The 24946-nt window shown below is 70.5% G+C and carries 26 protein-coding genes; 16 read left to right on the top strand and 10 right to left on the bottom strand.

Annotation, left to right across the window (positions count from 1 at the left end):
* Window positions 1–76: 76 nt before the first annotated feature.
* The 4 genes from J2853_RS25290 to J2853_RS25275 all read right to left on the bottom strand — a co-directional run bounded on the left by J2853_RS25290 (window position 77) and on the right by J2853_RS25275 (window position 3974).
* Window positions 77–1009 (bottom strand): acyl-ACP desaturase, encoded by a 933-nt coding sequence (locus J2853_RS25290; RefSeq protein ID WP_307562035.1) that lies wholly within the window; start codon window positions 1007–1009, stop codon window positions 77–79.
* A 132-nt stretch (window positions 1010–1141) separates the two neighbouring features.
* Window positions 1142–1924 carry a DUF998 domain-containing protein gene (locus tag J2853_RS25285; protein ID WP_307562032.1) on the bottom strand — a complete coding sequence of 261 codons (783 nt, stop codon included), beginning with the start codon at window positions 1922–1924 and terminating at the stop codon, window positions 1142–1144.
* Window positions 1921–3132: a glycosyltransferase gene (locus J2853_RS25280; protein ID WP_307562031.1), complete on the bottom strand. Its 1212-nt coding sequence runs from the start codon at window positions 3130–3132 to the stop codon at window positions 1921–1923. Before J2853_RS25280 ends, J2853_RS25285 begins: the two co-directional genes overlap by 4 nt.
* A gap of 11 nt (window positions 3133–3143) precedes the next feature.
* Window positions 3144–3974, bottom strand: coding sequence for a DMT family transporter (locus J2853_RS25275; protein WP_307562029.1), 831 nt, complete (start codon window positions 3972–3974; stop codon window positions 3144–3146).
* A 211-nt stretch (window positions 3975–4185) separates the two neighbouring features.
* Between J2853_RS25275 and J2853_RS25270 the strand changes: the two genes are divergently transcribed.
* Window positions 4186–4587 (top strand): lipocalin-like domain-containing protein, encoded by a 402-nt coding sequence (locus tag J2853_RS25270; protein ID WP_307562027.1) that lies wholly within the window; start codon window positions 4186–4188, stop codon window positions 4585–4587.
* A gap of 58 nt (window positions 4588–4645) precedes the next feature.
* Here J2853_RS25270 and J2853_RS25265 read toward each other — a convergent pair whose 3' ends face one another.
* Window positions 4646–5281 carry a DedA family protein gene (locus tag J2853_RS25265; RefSeq protein WP_370879331.1) on the bottom strand — a complete coding sequence of 212 codons (636 nt, stop codon included), beginning with the start codon at window positions 5279–5281 and terminating at the stop codon, window positions 4646–4648.
* A gap of 360 nt (window positions 5282–5641) precedes the next feature.
* Here J2853_RS25265 and J2853_RS25260 point away from each other — a divergent pair, with 360 nt between their 5' ends.
* Genes J2853_RS25260 through J2853_RS25250 form a run of 3 tightly spaced genes read left to right on the top strand, consistent with a single transcriptional unit; the run spans window position 5642 to window position 7493 of the window.
* On the top strand, window positions 5642–6568 hold the full coding sequence (locus J2853_RS25260) for a histidine kinase (RefSeq protein WP_307568807.1): 927 nt from the start codon (window positions 5642–5644) through the stop codon (window positions 6566–6568).
* On the top strand, window positions 6496–6816 hold the full coding sequence (locus J2853_RS25255) for an ATP-binding protein (protein ID WP_307562024.1): 321 nt from the start codon (window positions 6496–6498) through the stop codon (window positions 6814–6816). Before J2853_RS25260 ends, J2853_RS25255 begins: the two co-directional genes overlap by 73 nt.
* Entirely contained in the window at window positions 6813–7493 is a 681-nt protein-coding gene (locus J2853_RS25250) for a response regulator (RefSeq protein ID WP_307562022.1), read from the top strand. Before J2853_RS25255 ends, J2853_RS25250 begins: the two co-directional genes overlap by 4 nt.
* Here J2853_RS25250 and J2853_RS25245 read toward each other — a convergent pair.
* Window positions 7461–7934, bottom strand: a complete 474-nt coding sequence (locus J2853_RS25245) for a TspO/MBR family protein (RefSeq protein ID WP_307562020.1) — start codon at window positions 7932–7934, stop codon at window positions 7461–7463. The two genes, J2853_RS25250 and J2853_RS25245, sit on opposite strands and share 33 nt — an antisense overlap.
* A 114-nt stretch (window positions 7935–8048) precedes the next feature.
* On the opposite strand from J2853_RS25245, the gene J2853_RS25240 reads away from it, so the two are divergent.
* Window positions 8049–9002: a hypothetical protein gene (locus tag J2853_RS25240; protein ID WP_307562018.1), complete on the top strand. Its 954-nt coding sequence runs from the start codon at window positions 8049–8051 to the stop codon at window positions 9000–9002.
* A gap of 18 nt (window positions 9003–9020) precedes the next feature.
* Here J2853_RS25240 and J2853_RS25235 read toward each other — a convergent pair whose 3' ends face one another.
* Window positions 9021–9836, bottom strand: coding sequence for an STM4013/SEN3800 family hydrolase (locus J2853_RS25235; protein WP_370879329.1), 816 nt, complete (start codon window positions 9834–9836; stop codon window positions 9021–9023).
* Between the two features lie 23 nt (window positions 9837–9859).
* Window positions 9860–10516, bottom strand: coding sequence for a VC0807 family protein (locus tag J2853_RS25230; protein WP_307562016.1), 657 nt, complete (start codon window positions 10514–10516; stop codon window positions 9860–9862).
* Window positions 10517–10869: 353 nt separating this feature from the next.
* Between J2853_RS25230 and J2853_RS25225 the strand changes: the two genes are divergently transcribed.
* Window positions 10870–11214, top strand: a complete 345-nt coding sequence (locus J2853_RS25225) for a luciferase domain-containing protein (RefSeq protein WP_307562014.1) — start codon at window positions 10870–10872, stop codon at window positions 11212–11214.
* 70 nt (window positions 11215–11284) lie between these two features.
* Here the strand turns inward: J2853_RS25225 and leuE are convergent, their stop codons facing one another.
* Entirely contained in the window at window positions 11285–11935 is a 651-nt protein-coding gene (leuE, locus tag J2853_RS25220; RefSeq protein ID WP_307562012.1) for a leucine efflux protein LeuE, read from the bottom strand.
* Between the two features lie 225 nt (window positions 11936–12160).
* Between leuE and J2853_RS25215 the strand changes: the two genes are divergently transcribed.
* The 10 genes from J2853_RS25215 to J2853_RS25170 all read left to right on the top strand — a co-directional run bounded on the left by J2853_RS25215 (window position 12161) and on the right by J2853_RS25170 (window position 24083).
* Window positions 12161–12295 (top strand): hypothetical protein, encoded by a 135-nt coding sequence (locus tag J2853_RS25215; protein ID WP_307562010.1) that lies wholly within the window; start codon window positions 12161–12163, stop codon window positions 12293–12295.
* Window positions 12295–13461, top strand: a complete 1167-nt coding sequence (locus J2853_RS25210; RefSeq protein ID WP_307562009.1) for a YeiH family protein — start codon at window positions 12295–12297, stop codon at window positions 13459–13461. The genes J2853_RS25215 and J2853_RS25210 overlap by 1 nt, the downstream gene beginning before the upstream one ends.
* Before the next feature lie 127 nt (window positions 13462–13588).
* Window positions 13589–13873, top strand: coding sequence for a PIN domain-containing protein (locus tag J2853_RS25205; RefSeq protein WP_307562007.1), 285 nt, complete (start codon window positions 13589–13591; stop codon window positions 13871–13873).
* Between the two features lie 845 nt (window positions 13874–14718).
* Complete coding sequence (locus J2853_RS25200) at window positions 14719–16290, top strand: chitinase (RefSeq protein ID WP_307562005.1); 1572 nt, start codon at window positions 14719–14721, stop codon at window positions 16288–16290.
* A gap of 126 nt (window positions 16291–16416) precedes the next feature.
* Window positions 16417–17985: a cellulose binding domain-containing protein gene (locus J2853_RS25195; RefSeq protein WP_307562003.1), complete on the top strand. Its 1569-nt coding sequence runs from the start codon at window positions 16417–16419 to the stop codon at window positions 17983–17985.
* A 164-nt stretch (window positions 17986–18149) separates the two neighbouring features.
* Window positions 18150–20183, top strand: a complete 2034-nt coding sequence (locus J2853_RS25190; protein WP_307562001.1) for a carbohydrate binding domain-containing protein — start codon at window positions 18150–18152, stop codon at window positions 20181–20183.
* Between the two features lie 120 nt (window positions 20184–20303).
* Window positions 20304–20525 (top strand): cold-shock protein, encoded by a 222-nt coding sequence (locus J2853_RS25185; RefSeq protein ID WP_307561999.1) that lies wholly within the window; start codon window positions 20304–20306, stop codon window positions 20523–20525.
* 296 nt (window positions 20526–20821) lie between these two features.
* Window positions 20822–22210, top strand: a complete 1389-nt coding sequence (locus J2853_RS25180) for a hypothetical protein (protein ID WP_307561997.1) — start codon at window positions 20822–20824, stop codon at window positions 22208–22210.
* 85 nt (window positions 22211–22295) lie between these two features.
* The gene (locus tag J2853_RS25175; RefSeq protein ID WP_307561995.1) at window positions 22296–23147 is read left to right on the top strand and encodes a PhzF family phenazine biosynthesis protein; all 852 of its coding nucleotides are present in this window, start codon (window positions 22296–22298) and stop codon (window positions 23145–23147) included.
* A gap of 162 nt (window positions 23148–23309) precedes the next feature.
* Entirely contained in the window at window positions 23310–24083 is a 774-nt protein-coding gene (locus tag J2853_RS25170; RefSeq protein WP_307561993.1) for an arylamine N-acetyltransferase family protein, read from the top strand.
* Between the two features lie 106 nt (window positions 24084–24189).
* On the opposite strand, the gene J2853_RS25165 is transcribed toward J2853_RS25170, so the two are convergent.
* Window positions 24190–24942, bottom strand: coding sequence for a helix-turn-helix transcriptional regulator (locus tag J2853_RS25165; RefSeq protein WP_307561991.1), 753 nt, complete (start codon window positions 24940–24942; stop codon window positions 24190–24192).
* Window positions 24943–24946: the final 4 nt, after the last annotated feature.

Raw genomic sequence — 24946 nt, 5'->3', positions numbered from 1 at the left:
TGGGAGAAAGGCCGGCGTGTCCCGCCTCGCATGTCCGCGAGGAGGAAGACGGGACGCGGCGTCCGCCGGGAGGAGTTCAGGCGCCGGCGGCCTGGCGGGCGCGGCGGGCCTCGCGGCGCTCGACGAAGCGGGAGGCGGAGGTCTCGATGCGGACGAGGAAGTCCGAGAGCTCCTCGCGGGCCTTCTCGCCGTCGGGGCCGAGGTCCGTCATCTCGAACACGCCCCACTGGCGCAGGACGGGCATGAGGACGTCGTCGATGTGCAGGCGCAGGTCGTAGATGCCGGCGTTGGCGATGGTCATCGCCTTGCGGGTGAACCCCTCGATCCCGGTGCCGGGCATCTGGAAGGTGGTGACCACGTCGGTCACGGCCCGCATGGTCTGGGCGGGGGCGAGCTGGAAGGCCGCGTTGAGCAGGTTGCGGTAGAAGAGCATGTGCAGGTTCTCGTCGGCGGCGATCCTGGCGAGCAGTCGCTCGCAGTTCGGGTCCTGGGAGGCCTTGCCGGTGTTGCGGTGGGAGATGCGGGTGGCCAGTTCCTGGAAGGAGACGTAGGCCAGCGAGGAGAGCACGCCGTCGTAGGAGTTGGTGAAGCCCTCGCCCATGTGCACCATCCGGGCGCGCTCCAGCGCGACCGGGTCGACCGCGCGGGTGACCGTCAGATAGTCGCGGATGGCGACGGCGTGCCGGCCCTCCTCGGCCGTCCAGCGGTGGACCCAGGTGCCCCACGCCGCGTCGCGGCCGAAGGTGGTGGCGATCTCATGGTGGTAGCTGGGGAGGTTGTCCTCGGTCAGCAGGTTGACGATGAGGGAGATCCGAGCTTCCTCGGGAAGCTTCGTGTCGGTCTCCTCCCAGGCCTTGCCGTCGAAGACACCGTCGTAGTTCGTGCCCTCCGACCAGGGAACGTACTCGTGGGGGAACCATTCCTTGGCCACCTTGTGGTGCCGGTCCAGCTCACCCGCGACCACAGGTTCAAGCTCGAGCAGCAGCTCGGTCTCACTGAACTCTCGCATAAGGACTCTCCCTCACAGACTACGGAACCGTAACCTACGTTAGCGTAGGTAGATCGGAATCGGTAAGCGAGATATGTCTCATCTAGGGCCTGTCGGGTGAATTCGATGGGGCCTCCGCCGGAGCCGGGCCGGTCACGCGGAGCCGAGGCCGATCGGCTGGCGAGGACGCCGGACGTCGTCCGCGGACGGCTGGGCCGGGACCGCCGCACCGGCGCCGAGACGGCCGGCCTCCGGCGATCGGTGAGTGAGGGAAAGGGCCGGACCCTCGTGGCGCCGGGCACCCGCGGCGAGGGCCGGGACCGGGTTCTCGCGGTGCCGGCCGTCCACGACGCGGGCCGCCAGGAAGACCAGCGCGATCTCGGTGAGCACCAGCAGGCGCTCGATCAGGCCGTAGTAGCCGGAGCCGTTCACCAGATCGGAGGTCAGAGATCCCGGGTGAGTCGCCAGGAACGCCGCCAGGAACACCACGGACAAAACGCTGACGGCCGACAGGGCCCGGTCGCCGGACCGGCGGCCGAGCATCCAGCCCGCGCAGGGCAGGGCGGTGAAGACCACGGCGGCCGCCCAGCGGTGGATCTCCCCGCCGACCGACACGACGTCGGGCGCCGAGTCGGTGGGGAATCCCGCGGTGATCAGGAGGCCCAGGGCGCCGGCGACGAACAGCACGCGTGCCGCGGCGCTGCGTGCCGGGTCCACCCGGGTCAGGCCGAACGCGATCCACAGGGAGCCCACGGCCAGCATGATCGTGCCGCCGGCCAGCGCCCAGGCACTGGTGCCGACCAGCGCGTAGTCGCTGATGAGGCCGCTTGCCGGGTTCACCGCGTCGGCCGCGACCACGTGCGCGTAGGCCATCGCTCCCAGGGCGAGCACCGCCCCGGCCATTCCCGGCCAGCGCGGCAGGGGGGTTTCGTTCATCGAGCCACCTCCTGATAGATCGCCTCGAAGCGGGCGAGGGAAGCCTGGTGGTCGTGGGTCATCGCGATCGCGCGGCTCGCCGTGCCCATGGCGGCGCGCGTGCCGGGCGAGCCGAGCAGGGCGGTCAGGTGACGGGCCAGCTGCCGGACGTCACCCGGCTCGAACAGGTGGCCGTTCTCGCCGGGCCGTACCAGATGGGGCAGGGCCATCGCGTCGGCGGCGACGACCGGCAACCCGGTGGCCATGGCCTCCAGGGTGGCGATGCTCTGCAGCTCCGCGACACCCGGCATGGCGAAGACGTCGGCGGTGGCGTAGGCCTGGGGGAGCATCTCGTCGGGGACGAACCCGAGGAAGATCACCCGATCCCCGACCCCGATCCGGTCCGCGAGCCTCGCGAGCGCCGCCCGCTGCCCGCCGGTGCCGACCAGGGCGATCTGGGCGTCGGTGTCGTTGAGGACGTACGGCAGGGCGCGGATGAGCTCGTCCAGCCGTTTCTCCTCGTCCAGCCGTCCGACGAACAGCACGGTGTCCCGGTCGGGCAGGTCGAAGGCCTTGCGGGCCCACAGTTTGGGCTCGGCGCGCGGCTGGAACCTCTCCAGGTCGATCCCGCACGAGACGGGCTCCACCGAGCGGCTGAATCTCTTGCCCATGAGCAGCCCCGCCGCGATCCGGGTCGGTGTGGTCACCCGGTCGACGCGGGAGAAGACCCGGTTGAAGTCGCGCCAGGCGATCGCGCCCGCCCGGGTGCGGAGCCGTTCGGGGATGTGCGCGAACTGGAAGAGGTTGTCCGGCATGAAGTGGTTGGTCGCCACCACCGGGACGCCCCCGCGCCGGGCGGCGGAGATCGAGGCCCGGCCGACGACGAAGTGCCCCTGGACGTGGACCACGTCCGGGGCGATCCTCTCGACCAGCCGGTCCAGCCGGGCCGGCACCGAGATCCGCATGGTCGGGTGGACCAGCGACGGCGCCGAGCGCAGCCGGTGCACGGTCACCCCGTCCACGTGGTCGACCCTGGCCGGTCCCTCGTCCGAGGCGCAGACCACGTGGACGTCGTTGCCTCGCTCCGCCAGGCCGCAGGCCAGCCGGTGGGTGAAGTAGGAGGCGCCGTTCACGTCCGGCGGGTAGGTGTCGGTCCCGATCATGACCCGGCGTGGCCGGAGGGCGGGGGAGCTGGGAGCGAGTGCGGGGGCGGCGGCCGGCAGGGCCATTGAGGCTCCGTTCATCGTGCTGTCAGGTCGGGCCTGGGGGTCATCGGGGAGGTTCGTGCCAGCGCGACGGTGCCGGCGGCGATGAGCGCCGCCGCCGCCAGCGCGGTGAGCGTGCTCGCCGTACCGGTGGGCAGCGGCTCGCCGAGAAGGAGCGCGCCGAAGGCGACGGCGGTGAGGGGGTCGGCCACCTGGAGGGCGGCGAAGGACACGCCGAAGTGGCCGACGGCGTAGGCGCGCTGCAGCAGGGCCAGCGCGATCAGGGCGGGCATCGGGACGGCGAGCAGGAACCAGGGCTCCCAGCTCCCGTCGACCAGGACGCGGGTGAGCGTGGCGGTCGCGCCGTAGAGCACCCCCGCCGCCATGGCGAGCAGCCCGGCGCGCACGGCCGGCGAGGCACGCCCGGCGGCGATCCACAGCGCGAGAGAGGCGGTGGCCGCCCCCGCGAGCAGGGCCACCGCCCCTCCCGTACCGAGGTGGGGGTCGCCGGTGTGCTCGGGCACGACCAGGACCAGGCCGATGAGCCCTATGGCGATCACGGCCGCGGCGGCGAGTTCGCCGGGCCGCGGCCTGCGGCGCTGCAGGGCGGCGGCGCAGGGCAGGGCGAACAGGAGGCTGGCCACGCCCATCGGCTGCACCACCGTCAGGGGGCCGTACTTCAGCGCGACGATGTGCAGGGCGGTGCCGACCGCGATGGCGAGGCCGCCGAGGAGCCATCGGGGGCGCCTGATCAGATGACGAAGGCCGGCATGGGTCGTACTCGCCGCCTCGAACTGTTGCAGCGCGGCGCCGAATGCGAAGAACAGCGATCCCAGCAATGCCAGGCCGACCGCCGACACAGTCATGCGCACTCCTCTCAAGCAGATGAAGACACGGCGAGATGTCCGAAGCGCCTCGCTGAGGCGTCCGAATGTGGTCTTTCGGGGGACTAATGGCAGCGTCCCGTGGCAAGGGGTACTCAAGCCATCGGGGTTCTCCCTGACTTCGGGGGAAATTCCCTGAGATTCGGGTCGGGGCTGTTGACCCGCTGGCTTCGCTTATCGTAGTTTCGCGGGCATGGATCTGGTCGGAGCCTGGCGGCTGGTCGAATGGCGGATCGTCCGTGCGGACGGGCGGGTCTCGCACCCCTTCGGCACGGACGCGGTAGGTCTGCTCTGCTACACGCCCGACGGCCACATGAGCGCGACCATCGCGCGGTCCGGGCGCGCCCCGCTCCCCGCGGGCAGTCCCCGGCAGGCGTCGGCCGAAGCGCGGGCCGAGGCGTTCACGTCCTTCTTCTCCTACGCGGGGCGCTACGAGCTCCGAGCCGGCCACGTGGCCCACGACGTCGAGATAGCCCTCAATCCGGCCTTCGTCGGCACCACCCAGATTCGCGAGCTGAACTTCGACGACGACCGGCTCGTCCTGGCCGCCGAGGAGGACGGCAAGTGGCACACGCTGATCTGGGCGCGAGCGTGAGCCTCCGAGCCGTGAGCACGGGTCGTTCGATGTGGCCCGCGCGGCCGGGTCCCGGCGGTCAGTCGTTCGAGGCGGCCGGGATCGGCTCAAGCCTCCGGGCGGCACGGCGGTGCCGTGCGTAACGGACGACCTCGACGATCGCGGTGACGGTCAGGGCGATGCCCAGGCCGAGCAGCAGGCCCTTGAACGGGTCGTTCTCGAAGGCGGCGCCGCCCACGTAACCGATCGCCCCCGAGTAGACGGCCCAGGACACGGCGGCGACGGCGTCGAAGAGGGCGAACGAGCGCCGGGGGTAGGCGACCGCGCCCATGGTGAGGGTGCAGGCGGTCCGGCCGCCGGGGATGTAGCGGGCCACCACCAGGACGAGTCCGCCGCGCTCGGCCAGCGCCCGCTCCGCCCAGCCGAACGCCTTGCCACTGCGTCTGCCGTTGCGTAGCCGGTCGTTGGTGGTGCGCCCGATGGCGTAGGAGACGTGGTCACCGGCGAACGCGCCCAGGGCGGCCACCGCGATCACCAGTGCGAGGTTGGGCGCGCCGGTGGCGGCGGCGAACACACCCGCCGTGATGACGGAGGTCTCGGCGGGGACCACGGGGAAGAACCCGTCGAGCAGCGCCAGCGCGAAGAGGGCGAGATAGATCCAGGGGGAGCTCATCACGTCGTGCAGGGTGTCAAGGATGGTCTGGGTCACGGGCATGCTCCAGTCAGGAAGGGGGATCCACACGGCACGCTGCCGACCCGGCGATCTCGTGACATCCGGGAGGACCCCGGTGTTCGCCCGCCGCACCCCTGAGTTCGCTCAGGGGTCGCCGCGGCCCCGGGGCTCTCGGGGGCCGTCATGCCCTTGAGGTCGCCGGGAATGTCGTGCTTACGAGTTCGCCAGGGGATCGCCGTTCCCCAAGGTCGTCGGGGGATCGGTCTCATCGACCCTAGGAAGAGGGCGAGACACGCCACATCGCACGAAAGGTCGCCCCCACCCCCCCACTTTCGTCAGGGGAGGCCCGCTACCTACGGGGGGAGCCGCACCGCGGGGCGGCCTTGTAACGTCCCAGGGGTGATGAGGTGGATCCGGCGGTCGAGCCGGCGAGAGGCTCTCCACGACCTGCTGCTCTGGGTCGTGCTGTGCCTGCTGGTGATCGTGGCCCCGGGTGTTCCCTCGTGGTGGGAGCCGGCCACCGGCTGGATCCAGACGTGGACGATCGTCGCCGGGACGACCGTGCTGAGCCTCGCCGTGCTCGTCAGCCGGAGGGCTCCGCTGGCGGCCCTGCTGCTCGTCCTGGCGATAGGGGCGTGGAACGTCGGCGACGGCCTGGCCACCACCGAGCTCTGGGGGATCGACGGCCAGATCAAGGTGGGGCCGCTGAACGGCTTCACCCTCGCGATCGTCGTGCTCGCCTACCGGGCCGGTCGCCGGATGGCCGACCCGCGGCCCGCGGCGACGGCGTTCACCGCGATCCTGGGTCTGGGCACGACCCTGACCCTCGTCACCTCCTGCGGTCCCGCGCCGGACCCCGCGACCTCGCAGTTCTGGATCCCGGTCCTGTCCGGCGTCCTGCTGTCGGCCGTACTGCCCTGGGGGGTCGGCCGGCTGCGCCGGCAGCGCACCGAACAACGCGTCCGTGAGCGGCGCCTGGTCACCGACCAGGCGCGGCTCCGCGAGCGCAACCGCATCGCCCAGGACATGCACGACTCCCTCGGCCACGACCTCGCGCTCATCGCGCTGCGCGCCGCCGCCCTGGAGGTGGCGCCCGACCTCGCCGAAGGGCCGCCGGAGAGCTTCGCGAGGCCGCCGCCGACACCACCGAGCGCCTCCGCCAGGTCATCGGCGTGCTCCGCGAGGGCGATCCCGCGCCGCTGGCCCCGACAGAGGAGAGCGTCGCCGAGATCGTCGAACGGGCGAGGGAATCGGGTATGCGGGTGGAGCTGCGAGGCGAGGAGTCGCTGCGGGACCGTACGGCCCACCGGGTCGTCCAGGAGGCGCTGACCAACGCCACCAAACACGCCCCCGGCGCTCCGGTGACGGTCGAGGTGCGCAAGGATTCCACGGAGGTCACCGTGACCGTGACCAGCGGGGCGTCCGAGGCGGCGCCCGGACGCTCGCGCGGAGGCGGGCTGGGCCTGATAGGACTGCGCGAGCGGGTACGGCTCGCGGGCGGGACCTTCGAATCGGGCCCGCGGGACGGCGGCTTCCTGGTCGTCGCGCGTTTCCCCCACAAGGACGGAGTGCGATGATCCGGGTGCTGCTGGCAGACGACGAGACCATGATCCGGGCGGGGGTGCGGGCCATCCTGGCCTCCGATCCGGAGATCGAGGTGGTCGCCGAGGCCGGTGACGGGCGGCAGGCGATCGACCTGACCCTCGGCCACCGCCCCGACGTCGTCCTGCTCGACATCCGGATGCCCAGGCTGGACGGGCTCGCCGCCCTCGTCGAGCTGCGCAGGGTCGCCCCGGAGACCGCCGTGGTGATGCTGACCACCTTCGGCGAGGACGACTACATCGCCCGCGCGCTCGGCGAGGGCGCCGGCGGGTTCCTGCTCAAGTCGGGAGACCCGCGCGAGTTGCTGGCCGGGATCCACGCGGTCGCGAGCGGGGCGGCCTATCTCTCACCACGCGTGGCGCAGCGGGTCATCAGCGAGCTCAACGGCGGCCGGATGACCCGCGCCGCGGCGGCCCGCGAGCAGGTCGGCACGCTCACTCCCCGGGAGCGCGACGTGCTGGCGCTGGTCGGGGCCGGGCTGTCCAACGGGCAGATCGCCCGTCGCCTGCACCTGGTCGAGGGCACGGTGAAAGCCCACGTCAGCGCGATCCTGGCCCGGCTGGGGGCACGCAACCGGGTCCAGATCGCGATCCTCGCCCACGAGGCGGGACTCCTGGACTCAGTTGAGCCGCCAGATGGCGACGTTCAGTGACGCCGCGTAGGTGACCCAGAGCAGGTAGGGCACCAGAAGCCAGGCGGCCAGGCGGTTGATCCGCCGGAACATCACGATGGTGACCACGATCGCGAGCCAGAGCACCACGATCTCGGCGACCGCCAGGCCGTACAGCCCCGCGCCGAAGAACAGCGGTGTCCACGCCGCGTTGAGGACCAGCTGGGCCGCGTAGACGCCGAGCGCGGGGGTCCAGCCGCGCGCCGACCAGGCGAGCCAGCCGGAAATCGCGATCATGACGTAGAGCACTGTCCAGGCGGGGCCGAACAGCCACTGCGGCGGCGCCCAGGAGGGGCGCTCCAGCGACAGGTACTCGCCGCCGGCGTCGATCGCCGCCAGCGACCCCACGCCCGCCACCAGCGCGAGTGCCACAGCGAAGACCGGAAGTCCCGCCCAGCGTTTCGGTTGTCGTGCGATGACCATGAAAACCTCCCTGCCCTCCCTTCGAGCCGGAACACGGATCGGTTTCCTCCGCGCGGGAAATCGGTCCGGCGGAACCCGGCGGCCGGGGCAGGGGAGGTGGTATGCGTAGATCACATGACCGATGCGAAAGACGGCACGCGGGCGGGAACGCTTCAGCTGGCGGCCGTCGCGGTTGTCATCCTGGGCGTGCTCCCCTACCTCCTCCTCAAGATCACCTGGCTGGCCGGCGGCAGCCTGGGGGTCGAGAACCCGGCCGTGATCGAGGACGGCGGCTTCTTCGCCCTCAACCTCCTCACCTTCCTCATGGACCTGGTGGCGTTGCTGGTCGCGCTGGCCCTGGTCAGGCCCTGGGGCCGCCGGATCCCGGCCGGGCTGATCCTCCTGCCGACGTGGGTCGCCACGGGACTGCTGATCCCCATCTCGATCCAGGCCCCGCCGGCCGCCCTGGTCGCGGTGCTCGGCGGCGACTCGGTCGTCCCGGGAAACCTGGTGGCCGGATGGGTCTATCTGGTGGTCTACACGGGGTTCGTCTGCCAGGGTCTCGGGCTCACGGTCGCGTTCGTCCACCACGCCCGGCACCGCTGGCCGCGGGTGTTCGCGCGGGTCGGCGACGTTCCGCCGAGCCCGACGCGGGAGCTGCAGGTCTTCGTGGCACGGGGGGTCGCGGTGGTCGCCGGGATCCTGGCGATCCTGAATCTGAGCTGGCTCCTCGGCTCTCCCCTCGGCCTGCCGGCGGATGTGGTCGCGGGGCGTTCCTTCACCTTCTACCTGGGGAACGGGGTGAACGCGGCGGTGGCGATCGCGGCGGCGGCGGGCCTGACGATCGTCGTCGGCCGTCGCTCCGGCAGATCGCCCTGGGCGCCGGTGACGCTGGCCTGGATCGGGTCGGGCGCCATGTTCGGATGGTCGATGTGGACGATGCTCGTCGTCCTGACCCCGAACGGCCTCAACCCCGGCGGCCCCGGCAGCCTGGGCGTGGTCAACCTGGTGAGCCTGTTCACCCTGCTCACCGGGCTCGTCGCCGGTCTCACCGGCGCCTTCGCCCTGACCGAGCGGGTCCGCTCCTAAGCGGCCTCGCCGCTTCGGTCACCGCCACTCTCCCCGGCGGATCGTGAACTCTCCGTACGGCACGGTCCAGACGATCTCGTGACCGAGGCGATGCCCGACGTACCCGTCTTCCCCGTAGGCGGTGCCGTGGTCGGAGCAGACGATCGCGAATCCCGGCCGCCGGGCGCTCACGGCGGCGAACAGCCTGCCGAGGTGCCGGTCCACGTACTCCAGCGCGGCGGCGTGGCCGGCCCTGCCGTCGCGACGCTCGCCGGCGCCCTCCGGCAGGTGGAACCAGTTGGGCTGATGCAGGGCCGAGACGTTGACGAACAGGAACACCGGCCCGTCCGCCCTCGCGACCGCCCGCTCGGCGCACTCGACCTGCGCCTCGAACGAGGTCGGCGAGGTGACCCCGAACTCCTGCTCCCAGTGGCTCTCGGCGAACATCCCCGGCAGCGTGCGCCCGAGCGGGGTCCGTTTGTTGAAGAACCCCACCCCTCCGACGCAGATCGTGTGATACCCGGCCTCGGCCAGCCCCTCCGGCAGGTTGGGCGCCTCGAACGTCCACGTGTGAGAGGCGGTCGTCTCGCTCCCGTGGAACGCGGCGGCGAACAGCCGGGGGTGAGGTCCGGGCGTGACCGGCGTCGGCAGGAACCCCGCCAGGATCGCGGCGTGCGCGGCGTAGGTGAAGCTTCCCGGGCTGTGCCGCCGCTCCCACCGTCCGCCCGGCAGGGCCCGCGCCAGGGTGGGCAGCCGCCCGGCCGCCAGCGACTCCTCCGCCACGTCGTAGCGGAGGGTGTCGAGGGTCACCAGCAGCAGATCGTGGCTTCCCACGATCTCGTTCATGTCGCGCATCCCGCTCCTCGCGGTTCCGGCGGTCAGGAGGGCCCGGCGGTGAGGGCGGCGGGGACCGGCTCGTGGTGCAGGCGGTGCAGCACGCGGCGGAAGGCGTAGACGGAGACGGCCACCGCCAAGCCGGTGATCACGGCCACGGCCGCGGTGCGGACCAGCAGGTAGGTGCCGACCGACTGGTGGACCAGGAGCCAGATGCTCACCGCGGAGTTGGTCAGCAGCACGAAGGCCCACAGCAGGGTGATCCGGGCGAAGAAGCGGCGAACCCGCTCGTGCTTCAGCACCGCCGAGGGCAGGTGGATGTAATCGAGGGTCAGTTTCTGCACCAGAGGGCGGTTCAGTCGCACCGAGGCGAGGAAGACCATACTGATGCAGATCGTCCCGAGCTCGGGCTGGAGGAGGAAGAACTTCATGCTCCCGCTCCAGAAGCCCAGCAGCGCCCGCACGGTGATCGCGATCGCGGCGAGGACCATCGTCCCGGGCACGGGGATCCGCCGGACCAGTCGCCAGCCCACCCCCGCGTACACCCAGCTCACCGCGGTGATCAGCGCGCCGTGCTCGCCCAGGAGGGCCAGCGCGGCGTAGAAGACGGCGAGGGGGGCGACCACGCCCTCCAGGAGCTTGGGCACCGCTTGCCGAGCCAGGACCGCGAGGCGAGGAAGGACTACGGGTGGATAGCTCATAACGCTCCACGGAACAGTGGAATGACAAACGCCGAGAATTCGGCCCTACCCCGGGATGAGGCCGTTAGACGTGTCGGGTCTGCCGTATGGGCTTAAGCGGGGGGAATGGACCGGAGTATTTGCCGGCCACCCACCGTACCCGACCCGGATCCATGCCTTCGCTGGAATCGGTGAATACCACCACGACTCGCCTGACCAGGCCATAGATCGTTTTCTGGGGCGACCGGCGAACGCCGCCGGCGCCTCCACGGGTCAAGCCCGAGATCGTCCTCGTTAACAAAAGGTTCGTCCCTCCTGTAACGGTTCAGAAACGGGAGCTTTCCTGAATAGGTCCGGTCCGCGACGATTGACGCATGGCAGTGCGCGCGCACACGTCCGGCCGCTCGACCGATGGTGTTGCGAATGTGGCGGCCCAGCTCATCTGCTGGCCCGCCCTGGCACTGAAACGCACCCGCAGGGGGCTGGGCTTCCGGGCCAGTGGCCGGGAGATCGTCAGGATGCGCGGAGACCACACCGCGGAGTTGCTGCTCACCACTCCCGTGATCGACCGGTGGGCCCGGGTGCTCACCGACTGCCATCGGGTCACCCCCGGTACGGACGCCGGGTGGGTGACCATGACCATCGAGGGCAGGGCCGACGCCGAGCTGTTCCTCTCGCTCGTCAGCGTGGCGATCAAGGTCAACCAGGCGCCGCGATAACCGGTCTCCGCCCAGGACCGGCCGGCCGCGGCGGCCGGTCCGGTGCCGCGGCGACCGTCCTCGGACGAGGTCAGCTAAGCGTCGCGGTGGCCAGCTTCACGCCGAAGCAGATGAACAACACGCCCACTCCCGTGGTCAGCCCCGCCGACAGCCTGCGGCGCGCTCGGAACTGGCGGGCCAGGAAGGTCCCGCCGAAGATCAGCGCCGACAGGTAGAGCATGCTGAACACCTGGCAGATCGCGCCCAGGATCAGGAACGACAGCGCCGGCGCGTCGTAGGCGGGATCCACGAACTGGATGAAGAACGCGATGAAGAACAGGATCGCCTTCGGGTTCATCAAGCTGATCACCAGGGCCTTGCGGAACGGTTCCTCCACGGTCCGCTCCACGGCGGAGGCCGTCTCCGCGGTCGCGGGCGCCCGCCAGGAGCGCCAGGCCCCCCGCAGCATCTGGAACCCGATCCACGCCAGGTAGGCCGCTCCGACGTACTTGACGACGTTGAACAGGTTCGGCGTCGACTTCAGAAGCGAGGCGACCCCGGCCGCCGCGAGCACCATCAGGACGGTGTCACCGATGAAGACCCCGGCCGCCCCGCGATATCCCTGACGCACGCCGTGCCGCGCGGCGGTGGCGAGCACGTAGAGGGAGTTCGGGCCGGGAAGCAGGATGATGAGGAAGGCGCCGAGGACATAGGTCCACAGGTCGGTGATGCCGAAGAACAAGGTGATGCTCCAGGGGGCGTTACGGGATGCTTCGTCACCTTACTCCCAGAAAGCCGTACTCCCTGAAAGCCTTCCGGGTGGATAAGCGGGAGGCGTTCCCCTCTCGCCGGCACCGGCGGGCCGCCGAAGAGGATCCGGTCCGCCGAGACTATTTACCTTTAATTCCTATCGATTTACCATGAAACAGCTCGGGGCGTACGGCAGGACGACGAATGAGGTCGTGAGATGAGCGAGACGGATCCCCCGGCGACCGACGACGAGCGGACGGCGATCAACGAGGACTGGGCGGCCACGGTCGTCGGGCTCGTGCTCCTGGCGCTGGTGCTCATCGGGGTCATCCCCGTCGGGCTGGTGCCCTGATGAGCACCGAGGAGCGCAGGGGCGCCCCGGCCGGCACGACCGGCCGTTCCGAGGCCGATGTGCCCGGCGGCCCCGAAGCCGCCTCCGGAGCCGGATGGGCGTGGGCGCTGCTCGGCGTCCTCGCCGTGCTGCTCCTGGCCGCGGGCACCCGCTACCTGGATCAGAACGTGCCCGACCTGCTCGAGGGCACGGCGCTGGAGGACATCGGCGCGGCCGTCGAGTATCCGGTGTACGCGATCATCCTCGGACTGGCCGGCAACGCCGTCCTGACCGCGACCGGGCTGCGTGACCGGCTCGCCGGCGGCTTCCGCACCGAGTTCTTCATCAAGACGGGCCTGGTCCTGCTGGGCGCCTCGATCAACCTCAAGGTGATCGCCACGGCCGCCGGCCCCGCGATCGTCCAGGCGATCGTGCTGATCACCACGGTCTTCCTGTTCACCTGGTGGCTCGGCGGCAGGCTCGGCCTGGACGACAAGCTCCGCGCGCTGCTCTCGGCCGCGGTGTCGATCTGCGGGGTGAGCGCGGCCATCGCGGCGGCGGGCGCGGTGCAGGCCAAACGCGAGCAGCTCGCCTACAGCGCCAGCCTGGTGATCGCCTTCGCCCTGCCGTCCATCTTCGTCCTGCCGTGGCTGGCCGGCGCGCTCGGGCTCAGCCCCGAGGTGGCCGGGGCGTGGATCGGCGGCAACATCGACACCACCGCGGCGGTGACCGCCGCCGGCGCGATCGTCGGGGATGAGGCGCTCGCGGTGGCGAGCATCGTGAAGGTCACCCAGAACGCCCTCATCGGCGTCGTGACCATCGCGCTGACCGCCTACTTCGCCTTCCGGGTCGAGCGCCGCGCCGACGCGGAGCGTCCGGGGATCGGCGAGTTCTGGCGGCGCTTCCCGAAGTTCGTGCTCGGCTTCGTCGCGGCCTCCGTGATCGCCACCTGGTGGCTGTCCACGGTGTCGGCCGAGGAGGGCAAGGCGACCATCGGCGTGGTCAACGACCTGCGGGTCTGGTTCCTGATCCTGGCCTTCGTCAGCATCGGACTGGAGTTCCGGGTGGCCTCGCTCAGAGAGGCGGGCTGGCGCCCGGTCGGAGTCTTCGCCGCCGCGACCGTGGTCAACGTGGTCGTCGCCCTCGGCCTGGCCGTTCTGCTGTTCAGCGGTTTCACCGTGGCGTAGAGCCGCTCGGCTCCGGCGTCATGTGAGCCAGGGGTCCGGTACGGCGAGCCGTACCGGACCCCTGGCTGTCTCGTCGCGGGCCCGATCGAAGGCATCCAGGCAATCATGAAATCGCGGGATCGATGTCGTGACCCATCCTCGCGTGTACGCGCCGCCGAGCACCACGACGGAGGCGCTCGCGCAGATCGACGCCTGGCTGGGGTCGCCGTCCCTCGTCACGATCGGTGAGGCGGACAACCACTGGGAGACCCTTCGGGCACTGCTGGAGGCGGGCAAGGTCGCGGGTCCGATGGTTCACGACGCACGGATCGCGGCACTGTGCATCGCGCACGGAGTCCGTGAGCTATGGACCGTGGATCGTGACTTCAGCCGTTTTCCGGGGTTGGTCACCCGCAACCCGCTCCAAGGCTGAGACGGGCCGGTCACTCGGTCCGGCGCCGAAGCCGGGGTCGGTCGTGGCCCATCCGGAGGCCGGTTCCGACAAGGGCCGTCTCGAAACGACGCCGTGGCCGGTGATCTGTTTCGCCGCGCGTGACGCAGAGGTGCCCGATCCGGTCCGCGAGCCACTGTCCGAGGCGCTCGCCGACGGCCCGGCCCGAGTCGAATCCGGCATCAGGGCCCCGTATTTGGAACGTGCCTAGCTGGCTCGTTGGAAATCACCATTTTTGGGCCTTGTGGGAGGAGTCTGTCAAAGCTACGATCGCGGCAACTCTTAGGAAACTTTCCTAAAAGAAATACCGAATGGGAGTCCCAATGGCCCGTTCGCCCCCAGTGGTCCCGATTTCAAGCTGCGGAAACTCGATGGTGGCAGTCGTCACCGCAGAAGGTCCGACCGTCCGGACGTCTCACCCCCCAGATTCCCCCTTCATGGGAGCGATCATGCGGCGCACCTTTCCCTTACTCTTCCTGACTGCGGCTGCAAGCCTCCCGCGAGAGCCGTTCACGCCTCGCGGTGCCAGCGCGGCAGCCGCCACGGCCACTTTCGCCGGGACCTCCGAGCGGGCTCGTGGTTCGAGGACAGGCGCACGCCCAGGGACGACCTGACGATGGTCCTGACCGGCCAGAACATCTGATCCGGCCGCACCCTCGCCGACGTCGTGGCGGGCGGTCCGCGCTGGTCGACGGCGCGATCCGGCCCTTCGCGCGGGCGGAGCCGCGCCCATCACGCCGTACGGCCTGCGCCCGTGTCCGCCTCCGAGCACCCCCCGCGTGTGCGCAAGCCGTACGGTCACCCCCCAGTGAATGCATGAGGTTAACGTGAAGTTTCGCGTCATCGCCCGATCTCTCGTCGCCCTGGCGGCCATCGTCCTGACGATGATGGTCGCGCTCCCGGCACAGGCCGCCACCGCCACCGCCGTGTTCACCAAGGGCTCCGACTGGGGTTCCGGCTACGAGGGCAGGTACACGGTCACCAACGGCGGCACGACCACGCTCAACGGCTGGTCGGTGGCCTTCGATCTGCCGTCCGGGGCCAACATCGGTTCGTTCTGGGACGCCTCGATGAGCCGGAGCGGGCAGCGTTTCACCTTCACCAACGTCGGCTGGAACGGCACCCTGGCCCCCGGCGCGACCGCGAGCTTCGGCTTCAACGGCAGCCCCGGCGGTGTCACCCCGTCCAACTGCACCCTCAACGGCGCCGCCTGCGGCGGCGGCACCACGATCCAGGTTCCCGGCAGGCCCGGCACCCCCACCGCGACCGGCGGCGCGAACGCCATCACATTGAGCTGGGGTGCCTCCAGCGGCACGGTCACCGGTTACCGGGTCTACGAGGGCACGACCCTGAAGACCACCGTCACCGGAACCGGCGCCACCATCTCCGGCCTGGGCACCTGCGAGTCGCACACCTATACCGTCGCCGCCTACAACGCCACCGGCGAGAGCACGAAGAGCGACCCTGCGAGCGCGACCACCACCGGCTGCACCGTCGGCCCGCTGCCCAAGCACTTCCTCACCGGCTACTGGCACAACTTCAACAACGCCGCCGTCGAGCTCAGGCTGTCGGCCGTTCCCAACGAGTACGACCTCGTCGCGGTCTCCTTCGGTGAGGCCACGGCCACCCCGGGAGAGGTCGTCTTCGGCGTCGACCCCGGCCTGTCGACCTCCCTCGGCGGCTACACCGACGCCCAGTTCAAGGCCGACGTGCAGACGCTCCACTCACGCGGCAAGAAGGTCATCCTCTCGGTCGGCGGTGAGCTGGGCCGCGTCCAGGTGGCCAGTGCCACCGCGGCGACCACGTTCGCCGACACCGTCTACGCCCTGATGCAGAGCTACGGCTTCGACGGCGTGGACATCGACCTGGAGAACGGCCTCAACGCCACCTACATGGGCCAGGCGCTGCGGGCGCTGCGCGCGAAGGCGGGCGCGAACCTGATCATCACGATGGCGCCGCAGACCATCGACATGCAGTCCACCGGCGGGGAGTACTTCAAGCTCGCGCTGAACATCAAGGACATCCTCACCGTCGTCCACACCCAGTTCTACAACTCCGGCTCGATGCTCGGCTGCGACCAGATGGCCGCCTACTCGCAGGGCACGGTCAACTTCATGACCGCGCTGGCCTGCATCCAGCTGGAGAACGGCCTGCGCCCCGACCAGGTGGCACTCGGCCTGCCCGCCGGACCCGGCGCGGCCGGCGGCGGAATCGTCGCCCCCTCCCTGGTGAACCAGGCGCTGACCTGTCTGGCCACCCGGACCAACTGCGGAAGTTTCGTGCCGCCCCGCGCCTACCCGGGGATCCGCGGCGCCATGACCTGGTCGATCAACTGGGACGCCTCCAACAACTGGAACTTCTCCAGGACCGTCAAGCCCCACCTGGCCACCCTGCCCTAGCCGCCCGCCGACCCCGACGTCCCCGGACCTGCCCGGCACCTCACGACCCGGCCGGGCAGGCCCCGAACCTCGCACCCCCACTACCTCGCACCCCCCACCTCGCACCCCCCCAACCGAGGAAAAGCCATGAGATTACGTCGAACGGCGATCGCGGTCCTGGCCGCGCTCGGCATGTCAGCCGGCCTGTCACTGGTCGCGGCCCCCGCGTTCGCGGCGCCCCCCACCGCCGTGTTCACCAAGGTCTCCAACTGGGGCACGGGCTTCGAGGGCAAGTACACGGTCACCAACGGCGGCACGACCACGCTCAACGGCTGGTCGGTGGCCTTCGATCTGCCGTCCGGGGCCAACATCGGCTCGTTCTGGGACGCCTCGATGAGCCGGAGCGGGCAGCGTTTCACCTTCACCAACGTCGGCTGGAACGGCACCCTGGCCCCCGGTGCGACCGCGAGCTTCGGCTTCAACGGCAGCCCCGGCAGCGCCACCCCGTCCAACTGCACCCTCAACGGCGCGTCCTGTGCCGGCGGCACCCCGCCCAACCCCGGTACCCCGGGCACGCCCGGAGCCCCGTCGGTCTCCGGCACCACCAACTCCTCGATCTCCCTGTCGTGGGGCGCCTCCAGCGGCACCGTCACCGGTTACCGCGTCTACGAGGGCACCACGCAGCGGGCCCAGGTCACCGGGACCGGCGCCACCGTCGGCTCGCTCGGCGCCTGCACCTCGCACACCTACACCGTCAGGGCCTACAACGCCCAGGGCGAGTCGGCCGCCAGCGCCCCGGCGAGCGCCACCACCACCGGCTGCACCAACCCCCCGGCAGGCGGCAAGATGGCCGGCGCCCCCTACCTCTACATGGGCTGGGGCAGCCCGCCGAACCCGGCCACGGTCATGAACGCCACCGGCGTGAAGTCCTTCACCATGGCGTTCATCCTGTCCGGCGGCGGCTGTACCCCCGCCTGGGACGGTAACCGCCCCCTGACCGGCGGCGCGGACGCGCAGGCGGTCTCGCAGATCAAGGCCGCGGGCGGCAGCGTCCAGATCTCCTTCGGCGGCTGGTCGGGCAACAAGCTCGGCCCGAACTGCTCCACCCCGGCCGCGTTCGCCGGCGCCGTGCAGCAGGTCATCAACGCCGTCGGCCCCGCGGTGGTCGACTTCGACATCGAGAACACCGACGAGTTCGAGAACTACACCGTCCAGGACCGGATCCTCAACGGCCTGAAGATCGTCAAGCAGAACAACCCCAACGTCAAGATCGCCGTCACCTTCGGCACCTCGACCACCGGCCCGACGGCCGCCGGCATCCGCCTGATCAACCAGGCCAAGGCGCTGGCCGTGCCGATCGACAACTACACGATCATGCCGTTCGACTTCGGCGGCGGCGCCAACATGTACCAGAGCACGGTCAACGCCTCCGAGGGTCTGAAGAACGCCCTGAAGGCCGCCAACGGCTGGACCGACGCCCAGGCCTACTCCCGGATGGGCATCTCCGGCATGAACGGCCTGTCCGACCAGCAGGAGCTGACCACCCCGGCGACCTGGACCCAGATCCGCGACTGGGCCAGGTCCAAGGGCCTCACCCGCCTGGCGTACTGGGCGGTCAACCGCGACCGCCCCTGCCCCGGCGGCGGCGTGACCTCCACCTGCAGCGGCATCGCCCAGACCGACTGGGAGTTCACCCGCATCACCGCGGGCTTCTAGCCGATACGGCCCGCACCCCGTGCACGGGGTGCGGGCCGTATCCCCGCGCCAGCGGAGGCCGCCCGGCCACGAAGATCATCGAAAACCCGAGCACGACCGTAAACGAAGGGAGGCAGGGGCGTCCCGCTCTCGGCCGAGCCGAGGGTCTCCGCCCTGGAATTCCGATGCGTCTCAGAAAACTCGCGGCGGTGGCCGTACTGGCGCTGGGCGGGACGATGCTCGCCGCGTCGCCCGCCCACGCCGCCAACGTCGCGGTCAACCCCGGCTTCGAGAACGATCTGGCCGGCTGGACCTGTACGGCGACCTCGGGCGCGGCGGCGGTGTCCTCGCCGGTGCACGGCGGCACCAGGGCACTGCAGGCCACACCCGCCGGAAACGACACCGCGCGCTGCCGGCAGACGGTCAGCGTGAGGCCGTCCTCGTCCTACACGTTGTCGGCCTGGGTCAGGGGCGGCTACGTCTTCCTCGGCGCGACCGGCACCGGGGGCACCGACCTCAGCACCTGGACGTCCTCACCGTCGGCCTACGCCCAGCTGTCCACCACGTTCACCACCGGGGCCTCCACCACCTCGGTGACGATCTACGTCAACGGCTGGTACGGCCAGGGCGTCTACCAGGCCGACGACGTCGTGCTGGACGGCGCGGCCGGACAGGGGCAGCCCCCGGCCACGCCCACCGGGCTCACCGGCACCGGCAACGCCACCACCGCCTCGCTGAGCTGGAGCGCCTCCGCGGGCGCGACCGCCTACACCGTCTACCGCAACGGCACCAGGGTCGGCACCGCCACCGGGACCACCTTCTCCGAGAGCCCCGGCACGGGCACGCACTCCTACCAGGTGAGCGCGACCAACGCCTCGGGCGAGTCGGCCAGGTCCGGCGCGGTCTCCGTGACGATCGGCACCGGCCAGCCGCAGCTTCCGCCCGTGCCGTCGGGGCTGGCCGCGACCGTCAGCGGTACGAACGTCTCGCTGAGGTGGAACGCCTCCTCGGGGGCGACCGCCTACAACGTCTACCGCAACGGGACGAAGGTCGCCGCGCCCACCGCGACCTCCTACACCGACACCCCCGGCGCGGGCACGCACACCTACCAGGTGAGCGCCTCCAACTCCGCCGGGGAGTCGGCCAGGTCCGGCCAGGTCTCCGCGACCGTCACCACCGCGCCGCCTCCCGGCGACCTGCCCAAGCGGGTGCTGGTCGGCTACCTGCACGCCTCGTTCGCCAACGGCTCCGGCTACATCCGGATGGCCGACGTTCCGAACGAGTGGAACGTCATCAACCTGTCCTTCGGCGAGCCGACCTCGGTGACCTCGGGTGACATCCGGTTCGCCCAGTGCCCGGTCGCCGAGTGCCCCAACGTCGAGTCCGAGGCCGAGTTCATCGCCGGGATCCGGGCCAAGCAGGCCCTCGGCAAGAAGGTGCTGATCTCGATCGGCGGCCAGAACGGCCAGGTCCAGCTGAGCACGACGGCGGCCCGGGACAAGTTCGTCCAGTCGGTGAGCGCCATCATCGACAAATACGGCCTCGACGGTCTGGACATCGACTTCGAGGGCCACTCGCTCTACCTCGACAACGGTGACACCAACCTCGCCAGCCCCACCACCCCGGTGATCGTCAACCTGATCTCCGCGCTGAAGTCGCTCAAGGCCAGGTACGGTTCGAGGTTCGTCCTGACCATGGCCCCCGAGACGTTCTTCGTCCAGCTCGGCTACCAGTTCTACGGTCCGGGACCGAACGGCTCGGCCGACCGGCGGGCCGCGTCCTACCTGCCCGTCATCCACGCGATGCGGGGTGACCTGACCCTGCTGCACGTCCAGGACTACAACTCCGGGCCGATCGTCGGGCTCGACAACCAGTACCACACCATGGGCAACCACGACTTCCACGTGGCGATGACCGACATGCTTCTCGCGGGCTTCCCGATCGCGGGGAACCCGAACAACGTCTTCCCCGCCCTGCGCCAGGACCAGGTCGCCATCGGCCTGCCCGCCGCGCCCTTCGCGGGCAACGGCTTCACCACGGTGCCCGAGGTCCAGAAGGCCTTCGACTGCCTGGCCAAGGGAACGAACTGCGGGTCGTACAGGCCCCGCGGCGTCTACCCGAACCTGCGCGGCCTGATGACCTGGTCGATCAACTGGGACAGGTACAACGCCTTCGAGTTCTCCCGCAGCCACCGGGCCTACCTCAACGGCCTGGGCTGAAGCCCCTCGCCGCCGGGAGAGACGGACTCCCGGCGGCGAGGTTTCCCCGGGGACGGCGGAGCCGATCCACTGTCCCCTGTCCTCAATGGGGTTTTTGTTGGATGATGTTCCGGATACGTCATGATCACTGGAAGGCTCCACATGACCGGCACGGTGAAGTCGTTCAACGACTCCAAGGGGTTTGGCTGGATCACTCCAGACGACGGCGGTGAGGACGTCTTCGTGCACTTCTCCCAGATCATGACGCAGACCCTCACGACGCTCAGCGAGGGCCAGAAGGTTTCCTTCACGGTCGCGGACGGGCCGACGGGCAAGCAGGCGACGGGGATCAAGGCCCTGTAGCGGATTCACCGGGCGGGCACGTGCCCGGCTCCCGCGGGCGCATCGCCTCACCGGTCGTTTGAACGGTCTCCCGCCACGCCCACGAGCGCATCCGTCCCGGGGCCGCCGGCCTGGAGCATGCCACTCGCGGGTGGCGCCTGCCTGGAACGGCACACGCGCCCCCGGCTCCTCCCCGAAGGGTTCCATCACTCACCGTCACCGAAAAAATGCGCCGGGCGACAAAATCTAGGAGACTGGTCTCGTTTTGAAGACCGAGTAGCTGGTCGGTCACCACTTCCGGCAGGCTGGTGGCCGTCATGGACTACGCAATTCTCACGGGGTCCGTCCTCGTCACAGGTGTCGTGCTCGCTCTGGTCGCCCAGTGGAAAGGCTGGCGCCCCCCGCTCCTCGTCGTGCTCGCGGTCGGAATAGCCTTCCGGGTGCTCATCATGATCACTTCGGCGAAGAGCGAATGGCAACCCGTCGACTTCATCAACAGCTTCAAACCCGCGGGCGAGGCGATCCTGAACCACCAGGATCCCGTCCTCGGGAGCAACGGCGGCTGGCACTTCCTGCCGACCATCCCGTACGTCTATGGCCTGCTGCTCTGGCTGGGCATCCCGTGGGAGATCGCCGGACGGCTGGTCACCGTGGTGGCCGACATCGTGCTGATCCCGCTGGTCGGCAAGCTCGCCGGGGGCTCCAAGGCGTCGCTGCGCGCCTTCCAGTACGCCTGCAACCCGGTGGGCATCCTCGTCGCCTCCGTCCACGGCCAGGTCGAACCGGTCGCGCTGGCCTTCGGCGTGGCCGCGTTCGTCGTCGCCCGAGGCCCGGGGAACCCCGACCGGCCGGGCATGACCAACGACCTGGTCGCGATGGTACGGCAGAGCGTCTCGGCCAATGGCCTCGTCGGTGCCCTGCGGCACGCCGCCGGATCCGCCGGTGGTGTGACACGCCAGGCCCTCGCCTCGCGTCCCGACGAGAAGCCCGTCCTGCGCCGCGCGCTGTTCGCCGGTCTGCTGATGGGCCTGGCCCTGTGCGCCAAGAGCTGGCCCATCTGGCTGATTCCCGGCATGCTCCTGTTCCTTCCGACCTTCCGTGCCCGGGTCGTCGCGTTCGTGGCCACCGGCATCGCGCCGGTCTTCTTCCTGGTCACCCTGCCGATCTTCGCCGGTACCTCGCTGAACCAGCTCCCCGAGGTCATCCGGGTGATCCAGGACATCCGCCCGATCGTCGGAGAATGGGGCTACAGCGCCATCCTGGTCGGCGGCGACTGGACACTCGACCAGGGGATCGCCACGTTCGGCACGCGACTGATCTACGTCACCCTGGTGGTGGTGGCCTTCCTCTGGCGCCGCGCCGACCCGATCGACTTCACCACGGCCGTGCTTCTCGCCTTCATGGTCGTCACCCCCCGAATGGGCGCGCAGTACCTCCTGTGGTTCATGCCGTTCCTCGTCGCCCGGCCCACCCGCTTCGCCTGGCTCACCATCCTCGGGGCCTCCTTCTGGGCCGCCTACGGCTACATCTACATGACCCAGTACCAAGGCTTGGAGTGGGGAGAGCTCCACTCGGTCTGGGCCCAGTGCTCCATCGTGCTCCTGCCGATCCTGGCCATGACCATGCCCTGGGGCCGCCGCGTCTCCAAGGCCTACGACGAACCCAAGGAAACGCCCCCGCCGGCGACCATCCCGGCGGCGGCCTGATCCCGGTCCTGCCCGGGCGCTTTCGGGCGGGTCGGAAGGCCATCCCGAAAGCGCCCGGGCAGGCGGGTGCTAGGTTCCGTTGACTGTGACGAACACCGTGAACATCCTGCGCTACACCGCCTTCACCCATGAGCCGGAGGGCGGGAACCCCGCGGGGATCGTCCTTGACGCCGGCGAGCTCTCCGACGCGGAGATGCTCGCCGTCGCCGCCGAGGTCGGATACTCCGAGACGGCCTTCGTGACCCGCCGCGAGGACGACGGCCGCGCCTTCCGGGTCCGCTACTTCGCCCCCTCGGCGGAGGTCGACTTCTGCGGGCACGCCACGATCGCCACCTCGGTGGTCCTGGCCGAGCGCCTCGGGACCGGGAGGCTGGTCTTCGACACCAACGCGGGCGAGATCGTCGTGAACACAGAGATCGCCGACGACACGATCCTCGCCACGCTCACCAGCGTGCCCACCCACTCCCGCCCCGTGGGCGAGGAGGCGCTGGCCGAGGCGCTCACCGCCCTCGGCTGGTCGCACGCCGACCTCGACCCCGCCTTCCCGCCGCACGTCGCCTTCGGCGGGGTGGAGCACCTCATGCTCGCCGCGGCCTCCCGGAAACGCCTGTCCGACCTCCACTACGACTTCGACGGGCTGAGGTCGGTGATGACGCGCAACGGCTGGACGACGGTGAACCTGTTCTGGCGCGAGAACGACGAACGGTTCCACTCACGCAACCCGTTCCCGGTCGGGGGCGTCGTGGAGGACCCCGCGACCGGGGCCGCGGCCGCCGCCTTCGGGGGCTACCTCCGCGTCCTGGGAACCGGCTCCTCCGAGTTCACGATCATCCAGGGGGTGGACATGGGACGGCCGAGCACGCTGAAGGTGTCGATCGGCTCCCCGGACGGCCGTACCCGGGTGAGCGGAGGAGCGGTGGAGATGGTGACCGCCTGACGCCGGCAGGGTGGCCGCGCTCGATCGACCGGCTCCGTGTGACCGCCCGGCTCCGTGTGACCGCCCGGCTCCGTGTGACCGCCCGGCCGAGTACGGCCGGACGAGCCCACCGCTGAACTTTCCCGGTGGCGCGGCGGTCCTCCATGTGAGTGAATCCCGACCATGGACGGATACCTGAAGCGGATCGGCGCCTCCCGGCCCACGCGCCCGGATGCCGAGTCGCTACGCGAGCTGCAACTGCTCCACCTGCTGGCGGTGCCTTTCGAGAACCTGAGCATCCATCTCGGCGAACCCGTCGTGCTCGACGACCAGGCCCTGGTCGAGAAGGTGGTGGACAGGCGCCGCGGTGGCTTCTGTTACGAGCTCAACGGCGCGTTCGCCGTACTGCTCCGCTCGCTGGGATACCAGGTGACCATGCTGTCCGCCCAGGTGGCCGGCCGTGACGGTTCGCTCGGCCCGCCCTTCGCCCATGTCGCGCTGCGGGTGAACGGCCCGGACACCGGTCTCTGGCTCGTCGACGTCGGCTTCGGCGCGTTCAGCCACCATCCCCTCCGCCTCGACCTCCGCACCGACCAGGCCGACCCCGGTGGAACCTTCCGCGTCGTCGAGACGGCGGAGGGCGATCTCGACGTGCTGAAGGACGGCGCGCTCGAATACCGGCTCGAGCAGCGGCCACGCGTGCCGGCGGACTTCGTGCCGACCTGCTGGTGGCACCAGACCTCACCCCGTTCGCACTTCACCCGCTCGCTCGTGTGCTCGCTGCTCACCGAGCGGGGGCGCGTCACGCTGAGCGACAGGTCGCTCGTCGAGACCGTGGGGGACGACCGCCGCGAGCGGCACCTGGACACCGACGAGGCGACGTTCGCCGCCTACCGTGACCACTTCGGCATCGAGCTGACCCGGCTGCCCACGGCCCCCGGTCGATCGGACGACTGACGCGACCCCGTACGGGGCGGGGCGGCCGGTGAAGGAGTTCGCGTCCTGCCGCCGGACGCCTGTGTTCCCGGACCGAAGGCGCACGCCTGCCGGTGCGCCCAGGCGTCTACGGCCGGCCGACCAACCGGCTCAGGGACATGCCCGCCAGCCGCCGGACCTCGTTGGCCAGGTGCGCCTGGTCGGCGTATCCACTGGCCACCGCCACCTCGGCCGGTGTGACGCCGAGCCTGGCCAGCCTCAGCGCCCGCTGGAACCTGACCACCCGCTGCAGCATCTTGGGGCCGTATCCGAAGGAGCGCAGCGACCGGCGGTGGAGCTGCCGCTCGCCGAGACCCAGCTCCCAGGCCACCTCCCCGACGCTCCGTCCCGTCCGCAACGCCGCCGCGATCGCCGCGGCGGCGGGATCGGGCTCGGGCGTCGCGCGCATCCGTACGGCCAGCGCCCGCTGCATGGCTCCGACGATCGACTCCGGCGTCATGGCCGGGGCCTGCCGGGTGTCCCCGGCCCGATCCGGCCGCACGGCCGACGTCTCCAGGAGGGTCTCGGTCGTCAGCTCGGTCAGCACGTCCAGCTCGGACAACGGCACCCGCAGGTCACGCAGGGCGTCGACCGGAACACCGAACACCTCACCCACCTTGCCCGGGCGGAACCGGACCCCCGCGTAGCGGTCACCGGGGGACATCAGGACGGGCATCGGCCCGGTGTCCGGTCCCGCGACCTGCGGCCCCTCCGGACCCCAGATCAGATCGACGCAACCGTCGGGCACGACCGGCTGCGTTCCGGCCGAGGTGGCCTCCTGCGTCCAGACACAGACCACCCGTCCGGCCAGCTTCGGGACCGGCGCCCACTCGCGATACATGGCC

This window comes from Streptosporangium lutulentum, from assembly GCF_030811455.1.
Classification (GTDB): domain Bacteria; phylum Actinomycetota; class Actinomycetes; order Streptosporangiales; family Streptosporangiaceae; genus Streptosporangium; species Streptosporangium lutulentum.
This window is presented reverse-complemented; position numbering and strand designations above follow the sequence as displayed.

Coding starts and splice junctions, on each gene's coding strand:
- J2853_RS25290 (WP_307562035.1), bottom strand. CDS start 1,009: ATGCGAGAGTTCAGTGAGACCGAGCTGCTGCTCGAGCTTGAACCTGTG.
- J2853_RS25285 (WP_307562032.1), bottom strand. CDS start 1,924: ATGAACGAAACCCCCCTGCCGCGCTGGCCGGGAATGGCCGGGGCGGTG.
- J2853_RS25280 (WP_307562031.1), bottom strand. CDS start 3,132: ATGGCCCTGCCGGCCGCCGCCCCCGCACTCGCTCCCAGCTCCCCCGCC.
- J2853_RS25275 (WP_307562029.1), bottom strand. CDS start 3,974: ATGACTGTGTCGGCGGTCGGCCTGGCATTGCTGGGATCGCTGTTCTTC.
- J2853_RS25270 (WP_307562027.1), top strand. CDS start 4,186: ATGGATCTGGTCGGAGCCTGGCGGCTGGTCGAATGGCGGATCGTCCGT.
- J2853_RS25265 (WP_370879331.1), bottom strand. CDS start 5,281: ATGCCCGTGACCCAGACCATCCTTGACACCCTGCACGACGTGATGAGC.
- J2853_RS25260 (WP_307568807.1), top strand. CDS start 5,642: ATGAGGTGGATCCGGCGGTCGAGCCGGCGAGAGGCTCTCCACGACCTG.
- J2853_RS25255 (WP_307562024.1), top strand. CDS start 6,496: ATGCGGGTGGAGCTGCGAGGCGAGGAGTCGCTGCGGGACCGTACGGCC.
- J2853_RS25250 (WP_307562022.1), top strand. CDS start 6,813: ATGATCCGGGTGCTGCTGGCAGACGACGAGACCATGATCCGGGCGGGG.
- J2853_RS25245 (WP_307562020.1), bottom strand. CDS start 7,934: ATGGTCATCGCACGACAACCGAAACGCTGGGCGGGACTTCCGGTCTTC.
- J2853_RS25240 (WP_307562018.1), top strand. CDS start 8,049: ATGACCGATGCGAAAGACGGCACGCGGGCGGGAACGCTTCAGCTGGCG.
- J2853_RS25235 (WP_370879329.1), bottom strand. CDS start 9,836: ATGCGCGACATGAACGAGATCGTGGGAAGCCACGATCTGCTGCTGGTG.
- J2853_RS25230 (WP_307562016.1), bottom strand. CDS start 10,516: ATGAGCTATCCACCCGTAGTCCTTCCTCGCCTCGCGGTCCTGGCTCGG.
- J2853_RS25225 (WP_307562014.1), top strand. CDS start 10,870: ATGGCAGTGCGCGCGCACACGTCCGGCCGCTCGACCGATGGTGTTGCG.
- J2853_RS25215 (WP_307562010.1), top strand. CDS start 12,161: ATGAGCGAGACGGATCCCCCGGCGACCGACGACGAGCGGACGGCGATC.
- J2853_RS25210 (WP_307562009.1), top strand. CDS start 12,295: ATGAGCACCGAGGAGCGCAGGGGCGCCCCGGCCGGCACGACCGGCCGT.
- J2853_RS25195 (WP_307562003.1), top strand. CDS start 16,417: ATGAGATTACGTCGAACGGCGATCGCGGTCCTGGCCGCGCTCGGCATG.
- J2853_RS25190 (WP_307562001.1), top strand. CDS start 18,150: ATGCGTCTCAGAAAACTCGCGGCGGTGGCCGTACTGGCGCTGGGCGGG.
- J2853_RS25185 (WP_307561999.1), top strand. CDS start 20,304: ATGATCACTGGAAGGCTCCACATGACCGGCACGGTGAAGTCGTTCAAC.
- J2853_RS25180 (WP_307561997.1), top strand. CDS start 20,822: ATGGACTACGCAATTCTCACGGGGTCCGTCCTCGTCACAGGTGTCGTG.
- J2853_RS25170 (WP_307561993.1), top strand. CDS start 23,310: ATGGACGGATACCTGAAGCGGATCGGCGCCTCCCGGCCCACGCGCCCG.
- J2853_RS25165 (WP_307561991.1), bottom strand. CDS start 24,942: ATGTATCGCGAGTGGGCGCCGGTCCCGAAGCTGGCCGGACGGGTGGTC.